Annotated in this window: 22 protein-coding genes; 14 read left to right on the top strand and 8 right to left on the bottom strand. The window is 47.3% G+C overall.

Features of this window, described 5'->3' with window-relative positions:
• Positions 1-117: 117 nt before the first annotated feature.
• The 3 genes from AC58QM_RS23460 (at position 118) to AC58QM_RS23450 (ending at position 3,597) form a co-directional block, all read left to right on the top strand.
• Complete coding sequence (locus AC58QM_RS23460; protein WP_497287276.1) at positions 118-1,170, top strand: GGDEF domain-containing protein; 1,053 nt, start codon at positions 118-120, stop codon at positions 1,168-1,170.
• 2 nt (positions 1,171-1,172) lie between these two features.
• The gene (locus tag AC58QM_RS23455) at positions 1,173-1,568 is read left to right on the top strand and encodes a VOC family protein (protein WP_497287275.1); all 396 of its coding nucleotides are present in this window, start codon (positions 1,173-1,175) and stop codon (positions 1,566-1,568) included.
• A gap of 247 nt (positions 1,569-1,815) precedes the next feature.
• Complete coding sequence (locus AC58QM_RS23450; protein ID WP_497287439.1) at positions 1,816-3,597, top strand: ABC transporter ATP-binding protein; 1,782 nt, start codon at positions 1,816-1,818, stop codon at positions 3,595-3,597.
• Between the two features lie 28 nt (positions 3,598-3,625).
• Here AC58QM_RS23450 and AC58QM_RS23445 read toward each other — a convergent pair whose 3' ends face one another.
• Entirely contained in the window at positions 3,626-5,911 is a 2,286-nt protein-coding gene (locus tag AC58QM_RS23445; protein WP_497287274.1) for a helix-turn-helix domain-containing protein, read from the bottom strand.
• A gap of 328 nt (positions 5,912-6,239) precedes the next feature.
• Between AC58QM_RS23445 and AC58QM_RS23440 the strand changes: the two genes are divergently transcribed.
• Genes AC58QM_RS23440 through AC58QM_RS23415 form a run of 6 tightly spaced genes read left to right on the top strand, consistent with a single transcriptional unit; the run spans position 6,240 to position 12,280 of the window.
• Positions 6,240-7,766, top strand: coding sequence for an extracellular solute-binding protein (locus AC58QM_RS23440; RefSeq protein WP_497287273.1), 1,527 nt, complete (start codon positions 6,240-6,242; stop codon positions 7,764-7,766).
• A 47-nt stretch (positions 7,767-7,813) separates the two neighbouring features.
• On the top strand, positions 7,814-8,779 hold the full coding sequence (locus AC58QM_RS23435; RefSeq protein WP_497287272.1) for an ABC transporter permease: 966 nt from the start codon (positions 7,814-7,816) through the stop codon (positions 8,777-8,779).
• Positions 8,780-8,792: 13 nt separating this feature from the next.
• Positions 8,793-9,656, top strand: coding sequence for a carbohydrate ABC transporter permease (locus tag AC58QM_RS23430; RefSeq protein ID WP_497287271.1), 864 nt, complete (start codon positions 8,793-8,795; stop codon positions 9,654-9,656).
• Positions 9,657-9,677: 21 nt separating this feature from the next.
• Positions 9,678-10,877: an MFS transporter gene (locus AC58QM_RS23425; RefSeq protein ID WP_497287270.1), complete on the top strand. Its 1,200-nt coding sequence runs from the start codon at positions 9,678-9,680 to the stop codon at positions 10,875-10,877.
• A gap of 22 nt (positions 10,878-10,899) precedes the next feature.
• Positions 10,900-11,619 carry an SDR family NAD(P)-dependent oxidoreductase gene (locus AC58QM_RS23420; protein WP_497287269.1) on the top strand — a complete coding sequence of 240 codons (720 nt, stop codon included), beginning with the start codon at positions 10,900-10,902 and terminating at the stop codon, positions 11,617-11,619.
• Between the two features lie 22 nt (positions 11,620-11,641).
• Positions 11,642-12,280 carry a ThuA domain-containing protein gene (locus AC58QM_RS23415; RefSeq protein WP_497287268.1) on the top strand — a complete coding sequence of 213 codons (639 nt, stop codon included), beginning with the start codon at positions 11,642-11,644 and terminating at the stop codon, positions 12,278-12,280.
• A gap of 71 nt (positions 12,281-12,351) precedes the next feature.
• Here the strand turns inward: AC58QM_RS23415 and AC58QM_RS23410 are convergent, their stop codons facing one another.
• On the bottom strand, positions 12,352-12,963 hold the full coding sequence (locus tag AC58QM_RS23410; protein WP_497287267.1) for an FMN-binding negative transcriptional regulator: 612 nt from the start codon (positions 12,961-12,963) through the stop codon (positions 12,352-12,354).
• 160 nt (positions 12,964-13,123) lie between these two features.
• Here AC58QM_RS23410 and AC58QM_RS23405 point away from each other — a divergent pair, with 160 nt between their 5' ends.
• Positions 13,124-14,101, top strand: coding sequence for a Gfo/Idh/MocA family protein (locus AC58QM_RS23405; protein ID WP_497287266.1), 978 nt, complete (start codon positions 13,124-13,126; stop codon positions 14,099-14,101).
• A 57-nt stretch (positions 14,102-14,158) separates the two neighbouring features.
• On the opposite strand, the gene AC58QM_RS23400 is transcribed toward AC58QM_RS23405, so the two are convergent.
• The gene (locus tag AC58QM_RS23400; RefSeq protein ID WP_497287265.1) at positions 14,159-15,646 is read right to left on the bottom strand and encodes an MDR family MFS transporter; all 1,488 of its coding nucleotides are present in this window, start codon (positions 15,644-15,646) and stop codon (positions 14,159-14,161) included.
• Positions 15,647-15,762: 116 nt separating this feature from the next.
• Here AC58QM_RS23400 and AC58QM_RS23395 point away from each other — a divergent pair, with 116 nt between their 5' ends.
• Complete coding sequence (locus AC58QM_RS23395; RefSeq protein ID WP_497287264.1) at positions 15,763-16,302, top strand: PadR family transcriptional regulator; 540 nt, start codon at positions 15,763-15,765, stop codon at positions 16,300-16,302.
• Between the two features lie 10 nt (positions 16,303-16,312).
• On the opposite strand, the gene AC58QM_RS23390 is transcribed toward AC58QM_RS23395, so the two are convergent.
• Positions 16,313-16,798 carry a hypothetical protein gene (locus AC58QM_RS23390; RefSeq protein WP_497287263.1) on the bottom strand — a complete coding sequence of 162 codons (486 nt, stop codon included), beginning with the start codon at positions 16,796-16,798 and terminating at the stop codon, positions 16,313-16,315.
• 159 nt (positions 16,799-16,957) lie between these two features.
• Here AC58QM_RS23390 and AC58QM_RS23385 point away from each other — a divergent pair, with 159 nt between their 5' ends.
• The 3 genes from AC58QM_RS23385 to AC58QM_RS23375 are packed head-to-tail and all read left to right on the top strand — an operon-like array spanning position 16,958 to position 20,404.
• Entirely contained in the window at positions 16,958-18,538 is a 1,581-nt protein-coding gene (locus AC58QM_RS23385) for an MDR family MFS transporter (RefSeq protein WP_497287262.1), read from the top strand.
• 52 nt (positions 18,539-18,590) lie between these two features.
• A complete protein-coding gene (locus tag AC58QM_RS23380) occupies positions 18,591-19,265 on the top strand; it encodes a response regulator transcription factor (RefSeq protein ID WP_497287261.1) in 675 nt (224 codons plus the stop codon).
• Positions 19,262-20,404: a HAMP domain-containing sensor histidine kinase gene (locus AC58QM_RS23375; RefSeq protein ID WP_497287260.1), complete on the top strand. Its 1,143-nt coding sequence runs from the start codon at positions 19,262-19,264 to the stop codon at positions 20,402-20,404. Before AC58QM_RS23380 ends, AC58QM_RS23375 begins: the two co-directional genes overlap by 4 nt.
• Positions 20,405-20,955: 551 nt before the next feature.
• On the opposite strand, the gene AC58QM_RS23370 is transcribed toward AC58QM_RS23375, so the two are convergent.
• The 4 genes from AC58QM_RS23370 to AC58QM_RS23355 form a co-directional block, all read right to left on the bottom strand.
• Positions 20,956-21,327: a DUF2500 domain-containing protein gene (locus AC58QM_RS23370; protein WP_497287259.1), complete on the bottom strand. Its 372-nt coding sequence runs from the start codon at positions 21,325-21,327 to the stop codon at positions 20,956-20,958.
• 54 nt (positions 21,328-21,381) lie between these two features.
• A complete protein-coding gene (locus tag AC58QM_RS23365) occupies positions 21,382-21,825 on the bottom strand; it encodes a hypothetical protein (RefSeq protein ID WP_497287258.1) in 444 nt (147 codons plus the stop codon).
• A 181-nt stretch (positions 21,826-22,006) separates the two neighbouring features.
• On the bottom strand, positions 22,007-22,678 hold the full coding sequence (locus tag AC58QM_RS23360; protein ID WP_497287257.1) for a DUF1961 family protein: 672 nt from the start codon (positions 22,676-22,678) through the stop codon (positions 22,007-22,009).
• A gap of 43 nt (positions 22,679-22,721) precedes the next feature.
• Positions 22,722-23,798, bottom strand: coding sequence for a M42 family metallopeptidase (locus AC58QM_RS23355; protein ID WP_497287256.1), 1,077 nt, complete (start codon positions 23,796-23,798; stop codon positions 22,722-22,724).
• Positions 23,799-23,811: the final 13 nt, after the last annotated feature.

Genomic DNA, 23,811 nt, shown 5'->3' with positions numbered 1-23,811 from the left:
AAAATTTCCACTCCATCTCGATGTCGAGGAATAGCGAAAAAGCCCATAAGAAGGACATTTCAGTCAATTTATAGAATCAGTAGGGAGAATGTCATCTGGTAGGGATGTGATTGCAGCATGGTGAAGATTAGAAAGTCCGACCATATCTTAGAAATGGCATATAGCTGTGTCCGTTGGTTCCTTCTCATTGCTTCTTCCTATTTGTATTTGAACTATTACTATAGCGCCTCGCAGAACTTAACTCTATTTCTCAGCTTAGTAGGGGTTGCTATGCTCTATATGACAACGACAGAGATTGCTCTGCATCGTACCCCTATTGCATCTGGGTTTTATCGCTTTATGACGAGAATCGGCGTCGTTATGGATTATTTCTCTTTCATCGCCATTATTGCTTTCACAGACGGGACACATAGTCCACTTCTCCCCATTGCTTACTTGGTTATTCTTCACGCTTCGTTATATTGGAGCTTTCGGGGAGCCATGGTGGCGACAGGTATGGTTATTCTAGGTTATTGCTTCGTGGTAGAGATGGTGGATGGTGGGTTTGATCCCATTGAATTGCCCCGGCACTTATTAAATTTTGCCTTTCTGCTTATGTTTGGTGTCATTGGGGGCATCATTGTAGCAAGGGAGCGAAAGCATTTTGTGGAGAAGGGAATTTTTGAAAATTTAGCTAAGCAGGATTATTTAACAGGACTTTATAATCATCGAAGCTTTCAAGAACAGATGAGAGAAGCGGTTGCGGGTAAACATGCGATTACGCTAATGATGGGGGATATTGACTGTTTTAAACAGATCAATGATCGCTATGGACACCAAGCGGGGGATATGGTTTTGAGGGAGATCGGAAGCTTATTGAGCGAGTCGATTCCCAATACACAAGGCCGTGCCTTCCGCTATGGCGGAGAAGAATTTGCGATCATTTTATATACGAATAATCAGCAGAAGGCGACAGAGCTATTCCAAGTATTTATGGATAAACTGAAAGCCAAAGTATTTGAACATGGCAAAGCTGCCTTTCAAGTTACGATGAGCTTCGGGGCGGCACTCCGTGATCAGGGACAAGGTAAATCGGAATTGGTCGCGGCTGCCGATGCATTGCTATATGAAGCAAAGACACATGGCAAAGATCAGCTGCTATGGGGTCGTGAAGAAGGGATGAAGCAATAGGGATGGCAACATTATCTCCTTATATTTATAGCGCCAACGCGCGAGAACAAGCAGACTTTTATGCAGGTGTATTTGGTGGGGAAATAACTAATGTTCAGTCCTATGGTGATCTACCAGGGATGGAAGAGTCGAAGAAACACCTCATCATGCATTTGGAAATACAGGCGCTGGGCCTGCGTTTCTTCATGGCTGATGCAGGTGCGGAGGCGAATGATCGCGGTACGGGTATGGACTTGGCGCTCACCTTCAGGCATGAGGAGGAGGCTGCTTCAATTTATAGCGGTTTAGCAAAAGATGGTGATGTCATCATGCCATTTGAGCGCATGTTCTGGGGTACGATGCTTGGTCGTGTGCGGGATCGGTATGGGGTTATGTGGCAAGTGGCCACAGAAGCCTAAACAACTTCAAAGGTAGAAGAAAGCTCCCTCGTGAGAAGCCGTTCGGCTTTCGTGAGGGGGCTTTTTCCTTTTTAATTCTAACGGACATAGATGCCGCCTTCTAGAGCTATCATTCCACCTAAGGACCGATTCGACCCTGTTTATATTCTGTTTAAATTAGGGGAGTATGATCATATCAGTGTTAGAGAAGATTTTTTAGAAAAATAGTATGACATCCGATCGGGTAAAGGAGTAGAAATAGATGGCAATGACGAAACGAGAACAACCGAAACAAAAAAACGATTGGCGGGGATTCCTCCGCCTACTAAAGGGAGCGAATCCGCCTAAGCTGCTGTTGAGTATAGCATTAGGATTAAGCGTGATTGCCACGCTGGTGTCGCTGGTGATCCCGTTATTCACGAAAAATGTGGTGGATAACTTTTCGATCTCTTCCCTCAATTGGTGGCAAATTAGCGGGATGGCGCTTGCCTTCATCTTGTCAGCCGTGGCTTCCGGCGTTGCTACGTACCTGCTCAACTATTCAGGTCAACGCGTAGTAGCTGGAATACGAGATCGCTTATGGAAGAAGCTGCTGGTGCTGCCGGTTCGCTACTATGATAATCATCAAACAGGCGATACCATCTCCCGTATGACGAATGATACTGCAATTATCAAAGGACTTATCGCTGAGCATATGGCTGGCTTTATTACAGGCAGCATCTCGATTATCGGGTCGATTGTTGTGCTTTTGTATATGGATTGGAAAATGACGCTGATCATGTTTAGCATATTCCCAATCGCTTTTCTTATCCTTTTTCCATTAGGTATGCAAATGTACAAAATCTCTAAAGGCATGCAAGCCGAAACAGCTAACTTCACGTCTGTGTTGAATCGGGTTTTATCAGAAATTCGCTTGGTGAAAGCTGCTAATGCAGAACCAGTGGAGTACAAGGAAGGCAGCACAGGGATTCAGACGTTGTTCAAATTTGGACTTAAAGAAGGCAAGATTCAAGCATTGATGTCACCGCTGATTATGTTTGTGATGCTGATGATGTTCGTCGTCCTATTCGGATATGGCGGGACACGTGTAGCGTCGGGTGCGATATCTGCGGGTCAGTTGGTAGCCTTCATGCTGTATCTATTTCAAATTGTGATGCCGATTACGCAAATTACACAATTCTTTACGCAAACGCAGAAAGCGATGGGTGCAACGGACACTATTCTCAAGGTACTAGATCATGAAGAGGAAGATCCGCACGCAGGCTTACCAGTCAAGGATGCTTCTCAATCACTAAATTTCGAGAACGTATCGTTTGGTTATAAAGAGGGCGAATCGGTACTCAAGGACGTAAGCTTTACGATGGAAGCGGGGAAAGTTACCGCAATTGTAGGTCCGAGCGGAAGCGGAAAGACAACGATGTTCTCGTTGCTCGAGCGGTTTTACTCGCAGCAGGAAGGCAAGATTTCGTTAGGTGACGAAAGTATCGGTCAGTACTCGTTAGTCTCATGGCGCAGTCAGATTGGCTATGTGTCTCAAGAAAGCCCGCTCATTGCAGGGACAATTCGGGATAATATCTGCTATGGCTTGCAGTATGATGTGACAGATGAGGCGCTGAAGCGGGCTTCCGAGATGGCCTATGCGGATGGTTTCATTGAAGAGCTTCCGAATAAGTACGATACGGAAGTCGGCGAGCGCGGGATTAAGCTGTCAGGCGGACAACGTCAGCGGATTGCGATCGCTAGGGCGCTGCTGCGCGATCCGAAGATTCTTATGCTGGACGAAGCAACATCGAGTTTGGACAGCAAATCGGAGGTCGTCGTTCAGCAAGCCCTGCAGAATTTGATGCAAGGACGTACAACGTTAGTCATTGCCCATCGGTTATCCACGGTCGTGGACGCCGATCAGATCGTGTTCCTCGATAAAGGCGTCGTCACAGGCCGCGGCACGCATCAAGAGCTCATTGAGTCGCATGACATGTATCGCGAATTTGCCACGCAGCAGTTGCAGATACAAGAGCAGCTGATTGCGGAACATTCTCCTATGGCATAGGGGAATGAGAAAGAAACGAGCAGAACGACTATACGTAGTCGCTCTGCTCGTTTTTCATTTCCTTGCGATACTGGCCTGGCGGTATGCCGACCACCTTTTTAAAGATGCGAGAGAAGTTCTGAGCGTTACTATATTGCAGCCGCGATGCGATCTCTTCAATGTTCATTTCCGTATGCTTCAGCCAGTTCTGCGCCTTATCGATTCGACTTATCAGCACAAGATCGGAGTAGGTGGCTTCATGTACTTCCTTTAGTGCTTGTCTGATGATGGAAGCAGGCACATTCGCTATTTTACATAAATCTTCAAGCCTTGGATCTTCCTCGTTATGGGCTTCAATAAAGGCTAAAGTTTGCTGCGCGACCCTCTGCATATGCTCAGTATGCGTGAGCTGAAGGCTCTCAATTAACTGGGCGATGACATCGGACTTCAAGCAAGCAATCCAGTCCTCTAGTGTAGCTAACTGAGCTAATTTGTTCATAAACAGCTCTGTGGAGGCGTGACGCTTGGTTTTGTTAATCGTCCAGTAAATAGATAGGATCATCTCTGTAAGTTTATTATTCAACCAGTGATAATTCAGTGTCTTGATCCCTTGCAGCATGTTCAATCGATCCGCATAGGCATAAGCTAATTCGACATCCCAAGCCTGAATCGCATAGATGATATCGTTCTCCAACTCGCGAAACGATACCGGAAGCGATTCAGCATCGAGATTTCCTGCTTCGGGTTCCCGTCGGTAAGCTTCGAAGGGAATGACTTCATTAGCCCCCGCGACAAGCTTATGCTTGAGTGTCTCTTCCGCTTCTTCGGAAGCAATGCCTAAATAAGCATAATCTTTTCTCACTAAGCTCATCCCAATCGACACGGTAAACGGGAAATATTGCTTAATGAAATCCCTCATGATTTCGGCGTAGTGATGGAACTGCTGCTGTGCCTCCACAATGACCGATTCCTCCAAGGAGAATAGGGCTAGAAATCGGCCATCTCCATGCTCAGTGACGACACCAGCGCCGTGTTCCTCTATGACTTCTTTAATGACCTTAGAAATGCCGTATCGGAAATAATATAAATCGACGTCGGTGTACAAATCCTTCATGCTCTTATACTGGTCGATTTCAATGCAAAAACAACTATAGGCACCTTGATACATTTGGATGTGATATTGCTCCAGTCGGCTCCGATCCTCTTGCGATCGCAAGCCTTTGCGCAGCATATTACGGATGAACAAGTCGCGGACCTCCGGCCGCCATTCATTAATCTGTTCTTTTAACTCGTCGCGGGATTCTTTAATCTGATGCATTTTCTCGTAAATCGCACTAAATTCATCGCGTTGTTCCCCTGGATGCCGTTCAGCGTCCTTGCGCTCCGCCGTACTGGAGGAGTCGTTGACCAGCTTTACAATTTCGCTCCAGCCTTTCCACAAGCGATTGGTTGTCAGAAAAGCTCCGACAGCCGCAGCGGCAAGCAATAGTCCAGCAAGGAGAAAGGCGAGATTGCGAATTCGATTCATTTTCGTAAAAAAATCGTCCTTCGGAATCGCGAAGCCAAATACCCACCCGTTATAGGAGGCTTTCAATTGCGTGATAAACAGGTCGGATGATGTTAGAGAGCTCTCGCCTTGGTGATAGGATGACAAGCCCTCTAAGAGCTGTTCCATCGTAAGTTTGCCGCGGTTCTGCATCAGGGAACCATCTTGATCGAGAATGAAATAATTCCCCTTCACATTGTCATAGGTCCCTAAAATATGGTCAAAAAAGCGCTGGTTGATATGGAACAGAAGATAAGCGGTCTTCTCCTCCTGAAAGATTGGCAGCTTTCGGATATAGATGCTGGTCGGAGATTGATTGACCGGAATTGTAAAAAAAGCCTTCTCCACACGGAGACTTTCGAATTTCGCGATGACCTCCGTATATTCTTCCTGGGCGGCTGTGACTTGCTGGCTGGTACCGATGAGCTTTTTATCCCCAACACTATATAAGGCAACGTTGTCCACATCATCAATAGAGGAATACATCCGTACGATTGTATCTCGGAGTGTTACCAGGTCGAGCTTCTGATCCTGCCCATTTAGTTTAGAAAAGGTGTCTAAGGCAGGCAGCTTTTCAAACTGCAGAACGGCTTGATCCATTTGTTTAAAATAGCTTTCAACCCGATCCTGTGTACGCAGCAAGGATACTTTGTAAGCGTCCTGCGCTTCTTCCGTCAAGGTGCTCGTCGACACGCGGTACACGACAAATCCCATGACTGTCATACAGATGGAAGCCACAAGCAGCATCATGATGAGGGTCTGAGCTTTCTTAGAACGTTGCAGCCGCATGGTGGAATGACTCCCTTCTACTAGTGAACATATCTTTGAGGCTGATAAGCAATCTTAATAAAATCATTATATAGAAGCCTGGCCGGAAGTGAAGTAATCATTTCTCGAAATCCTCGTTTTTGCAAAATGACACCTTTCCTAAACCTGCTTTGGTGGCGCATTTTACCCGGTACGGCAATGGTCTTTTCATGAAAAGTTGGACTCCGTAACTGATTATTGCTGCGTGTTAAGCGGCAGGCCTATACTGTGGGAGTGCACAGCTTAACCAGATCTGCGATATCATCAACATCCATAATACGCTTATAGAAATGAAGGGAGTCTGACCCCATTGACGACTAAGAATAAGGTTTATTGGAAAACAGCGACGAGCTTGTCGCTTATTGTGGCACTAAGTGTGGTTGCAACTGCTTGTGGAGAAGGGACAGAAGCTACGCCTAAGAAAGAAGCGAGTAAGGGACCTATAAAGTTAAACATGATGTACGAAACAGGCTTTAGCGTACCAAGTACTTCTGCTGACAGCAACGCAGCAGTCAAATATTTGCAAGATAAGTTGGGTGTTCAGCTCGAATACAACATCTATACTAGCGACACATATAAAGAAAAGCTGCGTGTTCAGGTTGCCTCCGGTGACATTCCAGACATTTTCTCATGGAACAGCATGGACGGTTTCATCGTGGGGATGATCAAGTCAGGACAACTCGTGCCGGTGGATGAACTGCTCGACAAATATCCAAATTTGAAAAAGCATAAAGATTACGAATTTGCCAAATACGAGGGCAAGACGTGGGCGTTCGCCAACGTGCGTAACCCAATGACGACAGCGGTACCACTGATTCGCCAGGACTGGCTGGACAATCTCGGACTTAAAGCGCCGACAACGATCGACGAGCTTTATGAAGTTGCGAAAGCTTTTACGTACAATGATCCCGACAAAGACGGCAAAAAAGATACCTATGGCATTCAGATTAGCTATGCAAACAATGATTTCGGCAACCTGTGGGGCTTTCAGCAGGCATACGGGATTCAAGATTCGTGGATTAAACAAGATGGGAAGTATGTCCCTAACTTTGCAACACCGGTCTACGAAGAGTATTTAACTTGGCTCGCTAAAGCATTCAAGGAAGGGCTAATTGATCCTGACTTTGCGGTGACTGACGGGAAAACGGCTAACGCCAAAGTGACGAATAAAAACCAAGCTGGTATTTATGTCAGCGATATGGACCGTATTAATGAGTTCGAAGCGTATGCGCAAGCAAATCCGAAAGCGGCTTTGGTTCCTTTCGAACCAGTGAAAGGTCCTCATGGCGACCAAGGAATTGGTGCGCGTGTCAATTACGGCGGTCTGTACATTCCAAAGAAAACAGCGGAGGATAAGGCCAAGCTGGATAAGTTGATGGAGTGGCTAGATTGGGGAGCAGGTCCAGAAGGGATGAACTTCTATACCTATGGGGTGGAAGGTGTTCATTATACGATGAAGGATAACAAACCAGCTCCAATTAACGGCATGTTCAACCGTGATGTGCCTGCAGCTTTCTTATACGCAAAGCAAATTCAACCGACCGAAGAGACTTACTTGCGCAGAGAGCGTTCAGAGGCTACGCAGAAGATCATTATCGATGGGAATAAGAAGCTTGAAAAGTACTTGAAAATGCCGAATGCCTCTGCGACGGTATACTCCCCGACAGGCTCGAAGTACAGCGCTGAAGCCAATACGTTTATAAATACAAATATCGTAAAAGTTATCATGGGTACGATTGATGTGAAAGACTGGGACGGAATTGTGAAACAGTGGTATGACCGCTTCGAAGGAAGCAAATGGCAGGAAGAAATTAATGCGGGTACGGGCGGCAAATAAGCCGTCCTTTCCCCGTACTGCCCGGGGGGCGATAAGGAGGGGTTGTTGTGTTATCACAGGTGGGAAAGGGCATCGTTACGGATGTGCAGTCTGATCCGGTCAGATCACGAGGAAGCAGATTAAGGAGAAAGCTATGGTCTGACCGCTATATGTATCTGCTGGCCCTGCCCGGTATATTGTTTATTCTACTATTTGATTACGTACCTATGTACGGAATTCTGATGGCTTTTCAGGATTATAATCCGTTTAGCGGTATTTCACACAGTGAATGGGTAGGCTTTCAGCACTTTGAACGGTTATTTCATCATCCCGACTTCTGGATGGTGCTGCGCAATACGCTGGTGATCAGCCTGCTCAATCTGGTGCTGTATTTTCCGGCACCTGTTGTGATTGCGCTTCTGCTAAACGAAGTACGTGGAGCGCTATATAAAAAGCTTATTCAAACCGTTATTTATTTACCTCATTTCGTTTCTTGGGTTGTCGTTTGCTCATTGACGGTCACGCTAATGAATTCCCAAGGCATTGTGACGAAGTTTCTGCATGCAATCGGAATCGCGAACGTTCAACTTCTCTTGGATGAGCGCTTATTTTGGGGCGTTATTACGCTGCAAAGCATTTGGAAAGATGCAGGCTGGGGAACCATCATTTTCTTGGCTGCACTTGCCGGTATTAATCCGGAGCTATACGAAGCCGCACGTGTTGATGGTGCCAATCGCTGGCAGCAGATGAAAGCCATTACGCTTCCAGCGCTGATGGGTACGATTGTCGTACTCCTGCTGCTTCGGATGGGCAGTATTATGAATTTATCTTTTGACCAATTGTTCATTATGGGTAACCCCATGGTCAACAATGTAGCTGAAGTGTTCGACACATATGTGTTTAAAGTCGGGGTTCTGCAGGGCAATTTCAGCTTTGCGGCCGCGGTTGGGTTATTTAAATCACTGGTAGGTCTTGTTCTGATCTTAGGATCTAACTTCTTAGCCAAAAAAACCAGCGATAACTATTTGTTCTAGGAGGGAATGTCTCTTGAAATTACGTAAAGGCTTCAACTGGTTCGAAGGGCTTAATTGGCTCCTGCTCGGGTTGCTGGCTTTGCTGATGGCCTTTCCGTTCTGGAGTGTGCTCGCCATGTCCTTCTCTAAGCCAGAAGCTGTCTATGAAGGCTTGTTTCTGCTGTGGCCTAAGGGCTTGACGACTGTGGCGTATTCCGCTGTATTTTCCAACACGTTATTCCTTCGTGCCCTACAGAACTCCATCATTGTAACGGTGGCTGGCACGGCGCTGAGTATGCTGTTGACGATCTCATTGGCATATCCGCTATCTAAAAAAGCAATCATCGGCAGCTCAACCATGCTCTTTCTTGCATTCTTCACGATGCTGTTCAGCGGGGGAATTATCCCGACCTATATGCTGGTGAAGGAGCTTGGCATGCTTAATACACTGTGGTCCTTGATCGTGCCAAGTGCGCTTAGCGTGTTCAATCTGATGATTATGGTCAGTTTCTTCAGATCGCTGCCAGCGGAGTTAGAGGAATCTGCCAAAATTGACGGATCTAACGATATTGGCATTCTGGCGCGGATTATCATCCCTATTTCGCTTCCTGTTATCGCCACATTGACCTTGTTCTATGCTGTTTCGAAATGGAATATTTTTTTTCAGGCCGTTATGTTCAATGGAAATCCCGAGCAGATGACACTGCAAGTGCTGCTTCGTCAGATGCTGCTGCAGACAACTAGCGAAGCCGTAGATACCGCAAGTAACATTCCCAATATCGGTGCTTCTATTAAAATGGCCATGATCATTATTGCGACCGTGCCGATTCTCATCATCTATCCGTTTTTGCAAAAGTACTTTGCCAAAGGTGCCATGATCGGTTCTATTAAAGGCTAACGAAAGGAGCCGATCTTCACCATGCCAGCGCAACAAAATACCGCCAAATCAGCCATGTTTGGTGTGCTTTTCGCCATTAGTCTCGTTCACTTATTTAACGATGCCCTACAGGCCATCATTCCAGCAAGCTTCCCGATCTTAAAGGGAAGCTTGCAGCTTTCTTTTGCCCAGTTGGGCTTCATCACCTTTATGTTAAATCTAACTTCCTCTGTATTGCAGCCGTTCGTTGGTATGTACACAGATAAATATCCGAAGCCCTATTTATTGCCCCTCTCTATGGTCGCATCTCTTGCGGGAATGATCGCACTTGCTTTTGCGCCTTCCTACTTGTGGGTTCTGCTGTCGGTTGCATTGGTCGGTCTTGGATCGGCCGTTTTTCATCCAGGGGCATCACGGGTAGCTCACATGGCGGCAGGACCGCGCCGTGGTTTGGCCCAGTCGATTTATCAGGTCGGTGGCAACGGAGGCCAGGCTCTCGCGCCAATATTGGCGCTAATTACGATCTACCCCTTTGGGCAGCGAGGCTCGCTTTGGTTTACCATAGCTGCAGCTGCTGGCTGCGCGGTACTCTTGTACATTACCGCCAAGTACAAAGGGCAGCTGGCGACGGGTCGTAAGAAGGCGGCTACTACGAAAACGTCGGCATTGTCAGGACAACGCCGAAAGATCGTTATGGCTGTTACGTTAGTTGTGCTGCTAATCTTCGGGCGCTCATGGTATGGGGCGGGGATTACGAATTATTTTATCTTCTACCTATCGGAGACTTACCATCTTAGTGCAAGCGCAGCTCAAGTGTATATCTTCGTCTACTTAGGCGCTGGGGCAGTAGGGACTTTCCTGGGTGGGCCGGTAGCGGATCGTTTTGGACGGAAAACTGTCCTGTACGCGCTTCTGATTTCTTTGCCTTTTACGCTTATTCTTCCGTATGCTGGACCGACGTGGTCGTATCCGCTGCTTGCTGTGATTGGCTTTATTCAAATGTCGAGTTTTTCCGTCGCTGTTGTGTACGTGCTGGAGCTAATTCCAGGACGTGTCGGGACCATGTCCGGACTGATTACGGGGCTTGCTTTCGGCATGGGCGGCCTCGGCTCCGTTGCATTAGGCGGATTAATTGATGCTACCAGTCTAGCGTTTGTTATTAAACTAACGTCCTTTTTACCTTTGCTAGGCTTACTTACTTTAGCTCTGCCATCAGATCGCAAAATCGCAAAAGAAACTTAATGATTACAGGAGGGTCTCATAGATGCCTGAATATGCTTTCGTTACCGGTGCCGAAAGAGGGATTGGCGCGGCACTAGTGAAGCAGTTGCTGCTTCACGGCTTTACGGTCATTGCCGGTACCTTCTTAAAGGAGTATGAAGAGCTTGCGTTGCTGAAACAAACGTATCCCGATCGCTTATATCAAATCGAACTGGACGTTTCCAGCGAAGAAAGCGTGCGAAATGCCAGCAGCTTCGTATCGGGTATAACCGATTCGTTGGATATTTTGATCAATAATGCAGCTATTATTGGCAACAAAACGGCTACCATTACGGATGCCATTGATTTTGAGGGTATTCAGCAGGTATACAACGTTAATGCACTTGGCGCTCTGCGCATGTCGAATCAATTCATTGAACCGCTGATGAACAGCGGACATAAGCTTATTGTTAACATTTCCTCGGAAGCGGGAAGTATCGGTCAGTGCCATAGGACGGGCTGGTTCGCCTATGCGATGTCCAAGTCTGCGCTCAATATGCAGTCTGCCTTAATTCATAAACAGATCAAAGTCGAAGGCGGCCAAGTACTTATTCTTCACCCTGGGGCTGTCCAAGGGCGGCTAAGTGGTACGCTGAATGCCAAATCACCACTAACACCGGACGATTCAGCGGTCAACATGATCAAGCTGATTCTGGATCATGCCTCTTACATGGATCAGCACCCTGCCTATCTCGATTATTTGGGCGAGCGGCAGCTGTGGTAGAAAGAAAGGAATGTTAGCCCATATGCAATCCAACATACTTGTTCTTGGCCATTATACGAAACCAAAACACCATCCGCTGAATGGTGTCGATAACGAATTGAAAGATATTCTCGGTGACGAGGGGTATATCGTGTGCACAGAGGATTACGATGTTCTCCTGCCAGAGCGCATCGCTGCTTTTGACGTCGTCATCTCTTATACGGATTGCTGGCGGACCGCCATCACGGATAAACAGGCGGCTGGTCTGCTTGCTTTCGTTACGGGTGGTGGCGGGCTTCTTGCCTTGCATAACGGTATTTCCTTGCAGCATCGTTTTGATCTATGCCAGCTAATTGGCGGCTATTTTACAGGGCACCCGCCGTTTCGTGAAATCACTATCCGTCCTTCCTCAGGTGCATCGCTGCATGAGATCATAGAGGGCATCGAGTCCTTTACAATCGCTGACGAGCCGTATCAGTTTACGTTCATTCCGCATTCGGATAAAACCGTGTTACTCGAATACGACCAAGAGGATCAAGTTGTTCCGGCAGCTTGGGCCCATCGTTTCGGTCTTGGGCGAGTCGTTTATTTGATGCCGGGGCATCAGACCGAATCCTTCAGGCACCCTGTGTACCGAGAAATCATTCGAAACAGCTGCCGCTGGTTGGTTGCTGCAAAGTAGGATCAATGCGATGCGCAAAGAAGCCGTACCCTAAGTAGTTGTTTCTACTTTAGGACGGCTTCTTTGTACACTCATTCATTGCACAGATTTCTCTTCATCAACACAGCAATCTGCTGCTCCGCATCTCCCTTATGCTCCAGTTCGCGAATAATGCGTTCTTGGCGCTCCTTGGGCTGATTCTGGCTTAGCTTGGCTTTGCCTTCGATACTCGAAATCGGCAGCTTAAAAGCTTGAATACCTTGGCGCATTCCGGCTATAAAGTGAGGATCGATGCCCTCTAACGTATACGAGCTATCCCACTCCTCATATTTGTGGGTTAGCTGCTGCAAGACGCGAAAGACTTCCTGGTCGTCGTGGACGAGTTCGATCTGGCCATAGACATGAACGGCCGTATAATTCCATGTAGGTACTGCAGTTGGCGTTCCATACCAGGATGGTGAAATGTAGCAATGGGGACCTTGGAAGAGGACTAACACATCTTGCCCCTGGATATCCATCCATTGCGGATTAGAACGGGCGAAATGCCCATATAGGCAGTGATCCGTGACATCAAGCAATAAGGGAATATGCGTCGCGAAAGGAAGCCCCTGATGCTGCGAAACGATGGTAGCGAAGCTATGTTCTTCAATGAAGTCGTACATTTGCGAGCGGTCTTCTATTTTGAAATGCGAGGGCGTGTACATGGCTTCACCTGCTTTGTTTTAGGTATAGAATAGCAAGTTATAGGGGATATACAAAGTGCCAATTTCCATGGTTTTGAATAGACCATTCATCATGTACAGGAGCTCGCGACCTCTATGTCGAATATCTAATTAACTAAGCATGTAAGAGGAGGCTACAACAGTGGAAAAGGTACGTTGGGGAATTATCGGGTGCGGTGATGTGACGGAGGTCAAAAGCGGCCCCGCCTTGCAGAAGGCAGAAGGCTCAGAGCTGGTCGCGGTTATGCGCCGCAATGGGGCGCTGGCTGAAGACTATGCGAAGCGTCATGGTGTGGCAAAATGGTACGATGACGCCGCGGCGTTAGTGAATGATCCCGATGTAAATGCGGTCTATGTCGCAACGCCGCCAGGATTCCATCATGAGTATACGCTGCTCGCGGCAAAAGCAGGGAAACCCGTCTACGTGGAAAAGCCCATGGCCAGAAATCACGCAGAGTGTCAAGAGATGATTGCCGCCTGTGAAGCAGCCGGCGTACCGTTATTCGTAGCCTATTATCGCAGAGGACTCCCGAAATTCGTGGAAATCAAGCGTTTGATCGATAGTGGCGTGATCGGTGATGTCCGATTTGTCCAATCGTCGTACTTGCAACCAATGAGAGATTATCAAGAAGGACTAGAACCATGGCGCATTCAGCCTGAGTTGTCAGGCGGCGGTCTCTTCGTGGATTTGGCGAGTCATGCGCTGGATATTCTAGATTATTTGTTGGGTCCGATCGGAGAGGTGAAGGGCTTCGCAAGTAATCAAACGGGCAAACATAAGGTCGAAGATATCGTGACGACAAGCTACGCCTTCGAATCCGGTGTGATGGGTACAGGGGTATGGAGCTTCAATGCCTACAAACATTTAGATTTGAATGAGATTGTCGGCAACCTCGGGAAATTGTCGTTCTCTACGTTCAGTGGCGATCTGCGCATTGAAACCGCAGACGGTGCGGTCCAAGAACTGACGATCCCCAACCCGCCACATGTTCAACAGCCACTGATTCAGATGATCGTTGATGATCTTAGAGGTATCGGGCAAAGCCCTAGCACAGGTCGTACAGGAGCACGTACGAATCGTGTGATGGACGAACTGCTGCGTGATTTCTATCTCAGCTAATAAAAGACGAAAGCCCCAGTCCGATGTGATAAGCACACATCGGACTGGGGTTTTTTATTAGGCTTTCGGGTTCGGCGTTGCCACGATAGGAGCGGGTGCAGACGCTGAAGGATTGTCTGGCGCTATGGAACGCTTGCGAATGAACAAGCTTAGCGGCAGAGCAATTAAGACGATAAATGTTGCGAGCAAGTAGACATCGTTGACACTCATTGTAAAGGCATGCGATCCAATTTGAACCTTATCGGTCAACCCGCCAGCCGCTAATTCCTTACTGTGTGTAACGGTTTGAGAGGATAACACGGATGTGAATAAGGCAATAGCAAAGGATCCGAATACGTTACGAACCCAGTTATTAATGGAAGTGGCATGGCCCGAAAGAGTTCGCGGAATTTGCTCCATACCCGCATTACTTGCAGGCATCGTAGCGAAGGCAATCCCGACGTTTCGAACGATCATCCAGAACACGATATAGCCGCGCGAGACGTCTGTACTCAACCAACTTAATGTGAGTGTACCAACAGCAATCAAGGAAATACCGATAAAAATAAGAATGCGTGGCCCGACACTGCTATACAGCTTGCCTACGAGAGGCATGCAGAGCGCCATAACTAAGGAAGCTGGCAACAAGATTAGTCCTGTATCTAGCGGAGTAACGTGTTGAATATTTTGCAAGAAAATTGGCGTCAGGAAAGTACCTGAGTACAAGCTTATTGTAACAATACTTGAAATAATGAGCGATAGCGTGTAACGCGAGTTCTTCAAAACACGTATGTTCAGTAGAGGTGAATCCACTTTAAGTTCTCGCCAGATGAACAGAAGAAGGACTAGGAGGCCTGTTACAAATAGCCCAATGACACGGCCTGATGTCCATCCCCAAGAATGCCCTTGTGAGAAACCAACTAGCAAGGAAAGGCTGCTGACAACGACAGTGAGTAAGCCGATGAGATCGAATCTTTTGGGAACGGAAAGACGGTAATAAGGAATCAATTTGAAAACGAGAAAAATAGCAACAATGCCGACAGGTATGTTCATAAGGAACAACCAGTGCCAGCTCCAATTTTGCAACAACCAACCGCTTAATGTTGGCCCAATAGCAGGTGCCATCATGGCGGATAGGGACCAAAGGGAAATGGCAATTGGCTGTTTATCGCGCGGGATAACCTGATAAACAATGGTCATCGTAGCCGGCATAATCAGACCGCTGAAAGCCCCTTGAATAATACGGAATGCAATCAGTGATGAAGCATCCCAGGCTAGCGCACATAAAAGTGAAAATACAGTAAAACCTATCAGCGCGATGGCGTATAAACGCTTGTAGCTGAATTTTTCCCCGAAATAACCTGTAATCGGAGCAATCGTACCACTTGCGAGCATAAATCCGGTAATCGTCCATTGGATTTTGCTCAAATCTGTATGGAAATGCTCACTAAGAATCGGTATAGCGATATTAATTGTGCTCATACTTAGAATCGACACGAACGATCCGAAGAAGATAGCAATCATGATTGGCCAGAAGCGCACTTGCTGTAACTCATCCTTACTCAAAATAATGCCTCCACTCTATCATTGATCTTAACGATAGTATTCTCTATAATTTGAATGAAAATCATCATACTACCGATATGTTTATATGTCAATAATGACATAAAGGAGGAGCGGCTATGAATACCCTTTCATATGGATTACTAAGTCTTTTAACCAAAAACTCCCGTTCGGGGTATGAGCTCATGCAGCATATACAGCCTTTTTGGTCTGCTAAACATAGTCAAATCTATCCCCTTTTGGCACAATTGGAGCAGAAGGGACACGTCGCGTTCGTACATGTTCTTCAATCCGATAAGCCGGATAAAAAAGTTTACTCCATCACGGACCAAGGAAGGGATGCCTTGCGAGAGTGGATTGCTATGCCAACGGATGAGCCTATAACGCGAGATGAGCTTTCACTGAAGGTGTATTGTATCGGGCTAGTGGATAAAGAGCAGGCGAGGAAGATGCTTGCGGAACGCGAAGTGTATTATAAGAAGAAAAAAGAGCGATTCTGCCTCCTGATGGATAAGATCCAACAAGGAAGTACAAAACCGCTCGAGCAATTAGAAATTGGTGATGATACATTTGGCATGTATGTACTGGTGCATAAAGCCACGATGAAGGTAGATACGGATTTATATTGGTGTGACTGGATGAAGGAGAAACTGAAGTGAAGAAAGTAGGCTAACCGCCGATTTCTTGAATCACCGTTTGGATTTTCTGAAGACGAATGTATTCGGATTTCTCCAATTGAGGTCGGAAATAGGCATAAAGGTAAGCAGCATCCTCAAAAGTCAACGCAGGGTAACAGACAACCTCTTGCACGACAAGCGGATTATCCATGATCACTTGCCATTCGCCGACTCTTTCTGCGAGGGGGATATTTGCGAAAATATGTTTCTTGGCAGCTATTGTACATTCAAGTTCTGGCCAAACCTTCTCCCAAGAGGGACTGAAATCAACAGGTTCCGGAAAAAGACGCTTTGCTTTCGCAACCGACTGCTCTACCACTTCCATTTCCGTGTCTCCCGCGAATTTGACCGCTTCCGTGATCGTGTCGAGTAACCGCCTAAAGCCTGCGAACCCTTCAGAGAGCACCTCGCGTTGAAACAGGGCTTCCGCTTCCGCGGTAGTCAGCTTGTTGAAATCCGCCAATGTGTTATTTGTCATACAGGCCACAACCCCCTAGACTGTTCCTTACCCCAAATTTATCATAAATTATTTTCCAAATAAAGCCCTTTCATAATGAAATGGCGATGTGGTTTAAATTCAGTTTATATTCCTTTGTTACTATGCTTGCAAAGCTAGCAGCAAAGGAGCGAAATGAACATGAGCAGTGAACAGAAAAATGTAAAATGGGTCATCGTTGGACTCATGCTGGGGATGCTGTTGGGCGCGCTAGATCAAACGATTATCTCGACGGCCATGCCGACTGTTATTCGTGATCTAGGCGGTATCGCCATGTACAGCTGGGTTTTCTCCATCTATATGTTAACGTCAACAACGAGCATGCCGATCTTCGGGAAGCTAGCCGACCTATACGGCAGGAAACGTATTTACCTCACGGGTATCGGGATTTTCATCGTGGGTTCTGCGTTATGTGGCTTCGCAACAAATATGACGGAACTCATTATTTACCGAGGTCTGCAAGGGATTGGCGCAGGTGCGCTCATGCCGATTGCGATCACGATCATTGGCGATATTTTGCCTATTGAGAAACGAGGTAAAATGCAAGGGATGTTCGGCGGCGTGATGGCCTTGTCTAGTATTATTGGCCCTGCAATCGGCGGCTTCATCGTGGAGCATCTGAATTGGAGCTGGATTTTCTATGTGAATCTGCCTTTCGGTGTCGCGGCGATGGTCATGATCGCAGTTACCCTGAAAGAAAGTCGTACACAAGTGAAGCGTGCGATTGACTGGCTCGGTGCGCTCACGCTAAGCAGCGCAATCGTATCAGGTTTGCTCGGTCTCGTATTAGGCGGGGATCCGCAAGCAGCAGGCAGTACACATTATGCGTGGGGCTCTCCACAAATTATAGGTTTGTTCTCAGTGAGCGCTATTATGCTTGCTCTGTTCCTATGGGTAGAGACGAAAACATCAGAACCAATGATTCCCCTGCATTTATTCAAAAATAAAGTCATTTCCGTAACGAGTATTATTGCGGTTCTCATGAGTGTGGGCATGTTCGGTGCCATTACGTACATTCCGTTATTCGTACAAGGGGTCATCGGTGTGAGTCCTTCGATTGGCGGCTACATTCTTACACCGTTGATGCTGTCCGTGGTTGTTACGGCAATTATTGGCGGACGGATGTCGAGTAAAGTGTCTTACCGTACATTAATTATCACAGGTATGTTCCTCATAGGATTAGGTTTTACATTTATGTCGACCATGGATGTAGGAACAAGTAAACTAGTAATTATCTTGGACATGATCGTAGCCGGACTAGGCATGGGTCTCATTATGCCAACACTTAACATTGCCGTGCAAGGGGAAGTTGGGCCTGCAAGCCGCGGTGTCGCGACCTCACTTGTACAGTTCTTCCGATCCATTGGTGCAACCATTGGGGTTAGTATCATGGGGGTTCTGATGACGAACCGTATGACGGATGGCCTTGGTGGCATGGGAGAGAAATTTCAGCAAGTCCCTGCAGAGCAGCTCAAGCAATTTGCTAATCCGCAGTTATTGTTGGATCCTAGTGCACGAGAAAAGCTGCCTATAGACATTCTAACGGAGCTGCAGCATGTATTCGCCCACTCGCTAAGCGGTGTATTTATTGCAGGGAGCCTCATCGTATTCACGGGAGTTATTGCGGCGATCTTCCTTGGCAAGGCTAGAATGCTGCCAAATGCGATGAAGAAGCAAGATAAAGATTCAGGCACGACCACAGATACGCCACTGCAAGCATAGATACGGATATAGATGTAAAATTAGAAACTCAAGAAGTGAGGATGAATGAATCATGGCACCCATTATGATCGTAGATGATGACCCGTATATTCGTGAGCTTGTCCGTGTTTTCATGCTGAACGAAGGCTTTGATGTCGTTGAGGCCGCGGATGGCATCGAAGCACTTAAGAAGCTGCAAACCGTCCAGGTCGATATGGTGATCCTCGATGTGATGATGCCGAATATGGACGGTTGGGAGGTATGCAAGGAGCTTCGAGAGCATTATGATTTGCCGATACTCATGCTGACGGCCAAAGGTGAAACCGCCCAGAAGGTCAAGGGCTTCGAACTGGGTGCGGACGATTACCTCACCAAGCCCTTCGAACCGCTGGAGCTTGCGATGCGGGTGAGAGCTCTGCTCAAGCGCTACAGAATCGCTTCCTCGCAAACGATTCAGGCTGGTGATTTGAGCATGAATCGCAAAACCTATGAAGCTACCGTTGGTGCAGAGAGCATCACGCTGCCGCTCAAGGAATTCGAACTGCTCTATAAGCTTGCGAGCTATCCAGGCAAAACCTTCTCACGCGACCAATTGATCGAGCAGATCTGGGGGTTTGACTACGAAGGAAACGAGCGTACGGTCGATGTGCATATTAATCGGCTGCGTGAGCGATTTCCTGAGGAGCGGCACGCTTTTCGTATCGCTACGATTCGAGGCTTGGGCTATCGCTTGGAGGTGCTGAAGTGAATCATCAGCACAGAGCAGAGAGAAGAGAACGGAGAGAAAGACAGAAGCGACGCCGAATGAACCATAAGAATCAGACGATTCTCCAGCGAATAGGGGGCTTCTTTTTTGGCTTAGGGATCTTCATTCTCATTATCGTATATTGGTTAGCTACCTTCTATGGCATGGAGCATCTCTACACGCATTTAGGGAAACGCCCTGCGGAAGTTATTGTGCAGTTAATCAACTGCATTGGCGGCATGTTCCTCTGGGGAGTGACCATGGCCATTTTAGGTCAATTTCTAAGAAAACATCAGTTGATTTTCTTCCAAAGTTTGAATCAAGCGATACGCAGCATGTCGAGAGGGGATTTCAATGTGTCGGTAGATGATAACCCGCGGAATGGACCCTTCGTAGAGTTAGCGGAGTCCATCAACCAAATGGCGAGCGATCTCGGGCAATTAGAGAAAATGAGGCAGGAGTTTATTTCGAACGTCTCCCACGAGATCCAGTCGCCTTTAACGTCCATTAGCGGATTCTCCCGCGCATTGCAGAATGATCAGCTATCGCCTGAGGAGCGTAAACATTATTTGACCATCATTGAAACCGAAAGTGTACGCTTATCCAAGCTCAGCGAAAATCTGTTGAAACTGACCTCCCTGGAGTCACAGCATCACCCTTTTGAACCGAGAAGCTATCGTTTGGATAAACAATTGCGGAATCATATTCTCGCTTGTGAGCCCCAGTGGGTAGATAAAGATATTGAAATGGATATTGAGCTGGATCCTGTAACCCTTGAGGCCGACGAGGATCTGCTTAGTCAGGTTTGGATCAATCTCATCCACAATGCGGTTAAATTTGTGCCTGTTGGCGGAACGATTCGTGTCCGAGTGGTTAGCAATGGGGAAGAGGCGGTAACGCGAATTTCGAATAATGGACCGTGGATTCCAGAAGAGGATCAGGCGCATATTTTTGAACGGTTTTACAAAGCGGATAAGTCTAGAAATCGAATGGCTGGCGGCAATGGGCTTGGCTTGTCGATTGCAAAGAAAATTGTAGAGATGCATCACGGAACGATCGCAGTGGAAAGCGGGGAGGAGGAAATGACATCCTTCATCGTCCAATTACCCATTGTACAGAAGGAACAGATAACGAAAAAATAACTTCATCTGAACGCAAATAGAGGCCCCCGCTTATCCATGATAACCGGAGGTCTCTATGAGTCATTTTGCCTATTCAATTGTTCTTCCACACACTCCATTCCCCGAAAAGTCGCAGATCAGTTGCTGTATTCCATACGTTCGTATCAAAGTTAAAGTGTCCTTTCTATCGTGTATATCTTCCCAGTTATCCTACTCACGACAAGTCCCTCACTATAGTTCCTTTCTTCGAATGATGACCTGCCTAATCTAATTTCCCGCATGCTGATTGAACGAGTGGGACGTTCTTCCTTCACGTGGCTCCTGTCGTTTAGAGCGGAAGTGAGTAGCATGCTTCGCTAACATGGTCCAATGGACTATCCCCTCTCGTAGTTGATTTGTAAGGCTCTTCGTTGATATGGCACCTATTGGTGCGGGTTGTCCTCCCTGTCTGCCTTGGATTTATAATAGCCCATTATTAAAATATTGTAAATATTCAGATTATTCAAATATCGGCGTTAATATGTCTATTTTTTATCGTTTTCTTGTAAATGCTTGCGTATGCGTAGAATTGCTTAAACGGCTTGTTTGCGTTCGAATTCCTTGAAGCGAGTACCCTGAAATGTTAAATTTCCCGTGTCACCTTCAATCATATAGCCAAATTGCTGACGCCCTATCCATAGTTCCATTCTACTCAGGTCATCAAACTCAAAAGTAACGTAGTAGGAGGTGTTCGAGCCTATATCTCCGTTGCTGCCGGAAAATTGTATCCGTTTGGCGACAACTCTACAGGCTCGATCTTGAATAGGGGCGTTGTTATTGGACGTCCAAGTCGACAACGATTTCATAATAATAGATAGAAAGATGCCAACAACGAAAAGAAGGATGATGATGAAGACAATAAGAACAAGAGTACTTAAAGCTCCGTCATTTAATCCAATCAGCACATGTAAGCACTCCTTTGTAGAATGAATAGAATTTGATAGTAGAAATTCGCGTAGTTAGAGGAAACGTTTGACAAAGCGGTAGCCGGTTTCATGAAAACCGATAGGGGGTTGGGCTGATCTGGGTTTATCAGTAGACTCTACGTCTGTCAACCACATCATCCCCGAGCAATTATGATCTGTTGTAAGCTGTTGAGCGTATGTCTTTAATTGCTCCATCGGTGCTTGCTTACTATCGGGATCCTGCTTGAAGGAAATAACTGAGATTTCACTAAAGGTAAGATGCTGCGCATCATGATCTCTGCGGATCCGAAAGCTTAATGTACCGAGAATCCGACTCTTCTCTTCATAGACATAGAGCAATTCATCTGGGTTATCTCGCATACTATGCAGCCTATTTTCAATATGTAAAGGAGAAATTACCTTACCGGTGAGATGGGAAACGAGTGAGCTGATCGCTGATGTATCCTGGGTTGTTGCTTCACGAATGATAGAGGTCATGGGTATCCTTCTTTCTAAAAACAAGTTATGCTGTTAATTGTACCATATATTGGAACATTAGTTCTATATTTATGAAAAAAATGTCAAAAGTTTACTGTATCAGGAAGAATAAGCTTTCGTCGATCAAAAAGACCTCTGGAGCTATTTGCTCCAGAGGTCTAAGTGTTAGCCATCTACCTAATTAAGGCGCATAGACGGCAAGATTGGCGTATTCAGCTATCAGTGGGGTCATCTGGCGGAAGCCGATGCGACCCTCTCCAAGGATTGGACCATAGGTTGTACCGGGATCTTCCCAAATGAAAACGGGTAGGTCGTTGATCGTGAATGTCACGCGCGCTCCTTGCTTAAGGACGGTGATTCGATAAGGGCCAACGGCATCAGCTACGTCGGGAATAGGGTCAGCGCCTTGCATCACGAGATGGAAGCCATAGCTTTTCCTCAGATTGCAGGTGTGAAACGCCCGTTCTGATGCATAACGTCTGCGGAAATAAGAGACATGCAGCGCATTCATCTTCCCGTGATGGTATTGATCATATTCGCCTGTTCGCGTAGGGAGACTAGGATCAAATAGATCGTAACCTTCCATTCCCTTAGCGGCGAAAAATAAGATGGCAAGTCCCGGCTCTCGAATCGGCCAAAACTCCCAAGTGATAGCTACATCGGCAGGGAATATGTCTGGACACCAATAGACGATGTTCGCTTTATATTCATCTTCCAGGCTGCGCGTACCTTCCAACCGCATTCTACCCATAGGGAAGGAGACTGCTCCATCTCCTTCCATGCGAAAGTTTTCCACCTCCTGCGGTGAGGAGAGCGGATTCTTATAAATACACTTCCACCCTGTTGGAATCATGTCAGCCTCCGAGTTTCCGGCAAGAGCAACTTGCCTAGTGCCCTTAAGCTTGGGCAAGAATGGTGTTTAATGTTGTGCGATCGCTGGCTTGCACCAGTTTGATCAGCAGCTCCTTCGCTGCAGCGTAGTCATCCACGTGAAGAATCGATGCAGATGTATGGATATAGCGCGCACATACCCCGATCACAGCGGATGGAATCCCACTGCCTTGCACATGCACTTGCCCAGCATCAGTTCCGCCTTGCGAGATGAAATACTGATAGGGGATTTTATGCGTCTCCGCCATATCCAAAATGAACTCGACCATCCCACGGTGGGTAATCATCGTGGGATCGAAAATCCGCAGCAGCGCTCCGCGCCCCAGCTGCCCGAAAGCCTGGCGGTCGCCGGTCATATCGCCGGCCGCACTTGCATCGAGCGCGTAGAACAGATCCGGCTGAATCATATTCGCAGCCGTTCTTCCGCCGCGCACGCCAACCTCTTCCTGTACGGTGGCACCCGCGTACAGGATGTTCGGGAGCTTCGGCCCGCCGTGAAGCTCCTTCAAGAGCTCAATCGCGAGGCCGACGCCGTAGCGATTGTCCCAAGCTTTGGCCATGATCCGCTTCGGATTGGCCAGGGGTGTGAACGGGCAGATCGGCACGATCTGCTGCCCGAGCTTGATGCCGATGGCGATGGCATCGGCTTTGTTTTCGGCGCCGATGTCAATATACATCGTCTTGATGTCTGCGGGCTTGCTGCGCGCAGCTTCGTCCAGCAAGTGCACAGGCACGGAGCCGATCACGCCGATGATCGGTCCGTTCGCCGTCATGATCTGCACGCGCTGCGCGGGCAGTACTTGACTAAACCAGCCGCCGAGCGGCTGGAACTTGACCGTGCCGTGCTCGGTGATGCCGGTGACGAGGAAGCCGACTTCGTCGAAATGGCCCGCCACCATGATGCGCGGTCCTGTCTCGTCGCCGCGCACAACCCCGAAGAGGCTGCCGAGCGCGTCCTGCACGAACTCATCGGTATATTTGGCTAACTCGCCGCGTACAAATGCACGGATCTCTCGCTCAAAGCCAGGTGCAGCTTGCATTTCGGTTAACGTTTTAAAAAGTTCTAAAGTTTCAGTATTCATAGGTAACCTCACT

The sequence above is a fragment of the Paenibacillus sp. J22P165 genome, from assembly GCF_059692015.1.
The sequence above is the reverse complement of the archived record's forward strand: the minus strand, read 5'-3'. Positions and strand labels throughout refer to the sequence as shown.

Coding starts and splice junctions, on each gene's coding strand:
- AC58QM_RS23380 (WP_497287261.1), top strand. CDS start 18,591: ATGGCACCCATTATGATCGTAGATGATGACCCGTATATTCGTGAGCTT.
- AC58QM_RS23415 (WP_497287268.1), top strand. CDS start 11,642: ATGCAATCCAACATACTTGTTCTTGGCCATTATACGAAACCAAAACAC.
- AC58QM_RS23365 (WP_497287258.1), bottom strand. CDS start 21,825: ATGACCTCTATCATTCGTGAAGCAACAACCCAGGATACATCAGCGATC.
- AC58QM_RS23445 (WP_497287274.1), bottom strand. CDS start 5,911: ATGCGGCTGCAACGTTCTAAGAAAGCTCAGACCCTCATCATGATGCTG.
- AC58QM_RS23395 (WP_497287264.1), top strand. CDS start 15,763: ATGAATACCCTTTCATATGGATTACTAAGTCTTTTAACCAAAAACTCC.
- AC58QM_RS23385 (WP_497287262.1), top strand. CDS start 16,958: ATGAGCAGTGAACAGAAAAATGTAAAATGGGTCATCGTTGGACTCATG.
- AC58QM_RS23390 (WP_497287263.1), bottom strand. CDS start 16,798: ATGACAAATAACACATTGGCGGATTTCAACAAGCTGACTACCGCGGAA.
- AC58QM_RS23420 (WP_497287269.1), top strand. CDS start 10,900: ATGCCTGAATATGCTTTCGTTACCGGTGCCGAAAGAGGGATTGGCGCG.
- AC58QM_RS23355 (WP_497287256.1), bottom strand. CDS start 23,798: ATGAATACTGAAACTTTAGAACTTTTTAAAACGTTAACCGAAATGCAA.
- AC58QM_RS23450 (WP_497287439.1), top strand. CDS start 1,816: ATGACGAAACGAGAACAACCGAAACAAAAAAACGATTGGCGGGGATTC.
- AC58QM_RS23360 (WP_497287257.1), bottom strand. CDS start 22,678: ATGATTCCAACAGGGTGGAAGTGTATTTATAAGAATCCGCTCTCCTCA.
- AC58QM_RS23460 (WP_497287276.1), top strand. CDS start 118: ATGGTGAAGATTAGAAAGTCCGACCATATCTTAGAAATGGCATATAGC.
- AC58QM_RS23410 (WP_497287267.1), bottom strand. CDS start 12,963: ATGTACACGCCCTCGCATTTCAAAATAGAAGACCGCTCGCAAATGTAC.
- AC58QM_RS23425 (WP_497287270.1), top strand. CDS start 9,678: ATGCCAGCGCAACAAAATACCGCCAAATCAGCCATGTTTGGTGTGCTT.
- AC58QM_RS23455 (WP_497287275.1), top strand. CDS start 1,173: ATGGCAACATTATCTCCTTATATTTATAGCGCCAACGCGCGAGAACAA.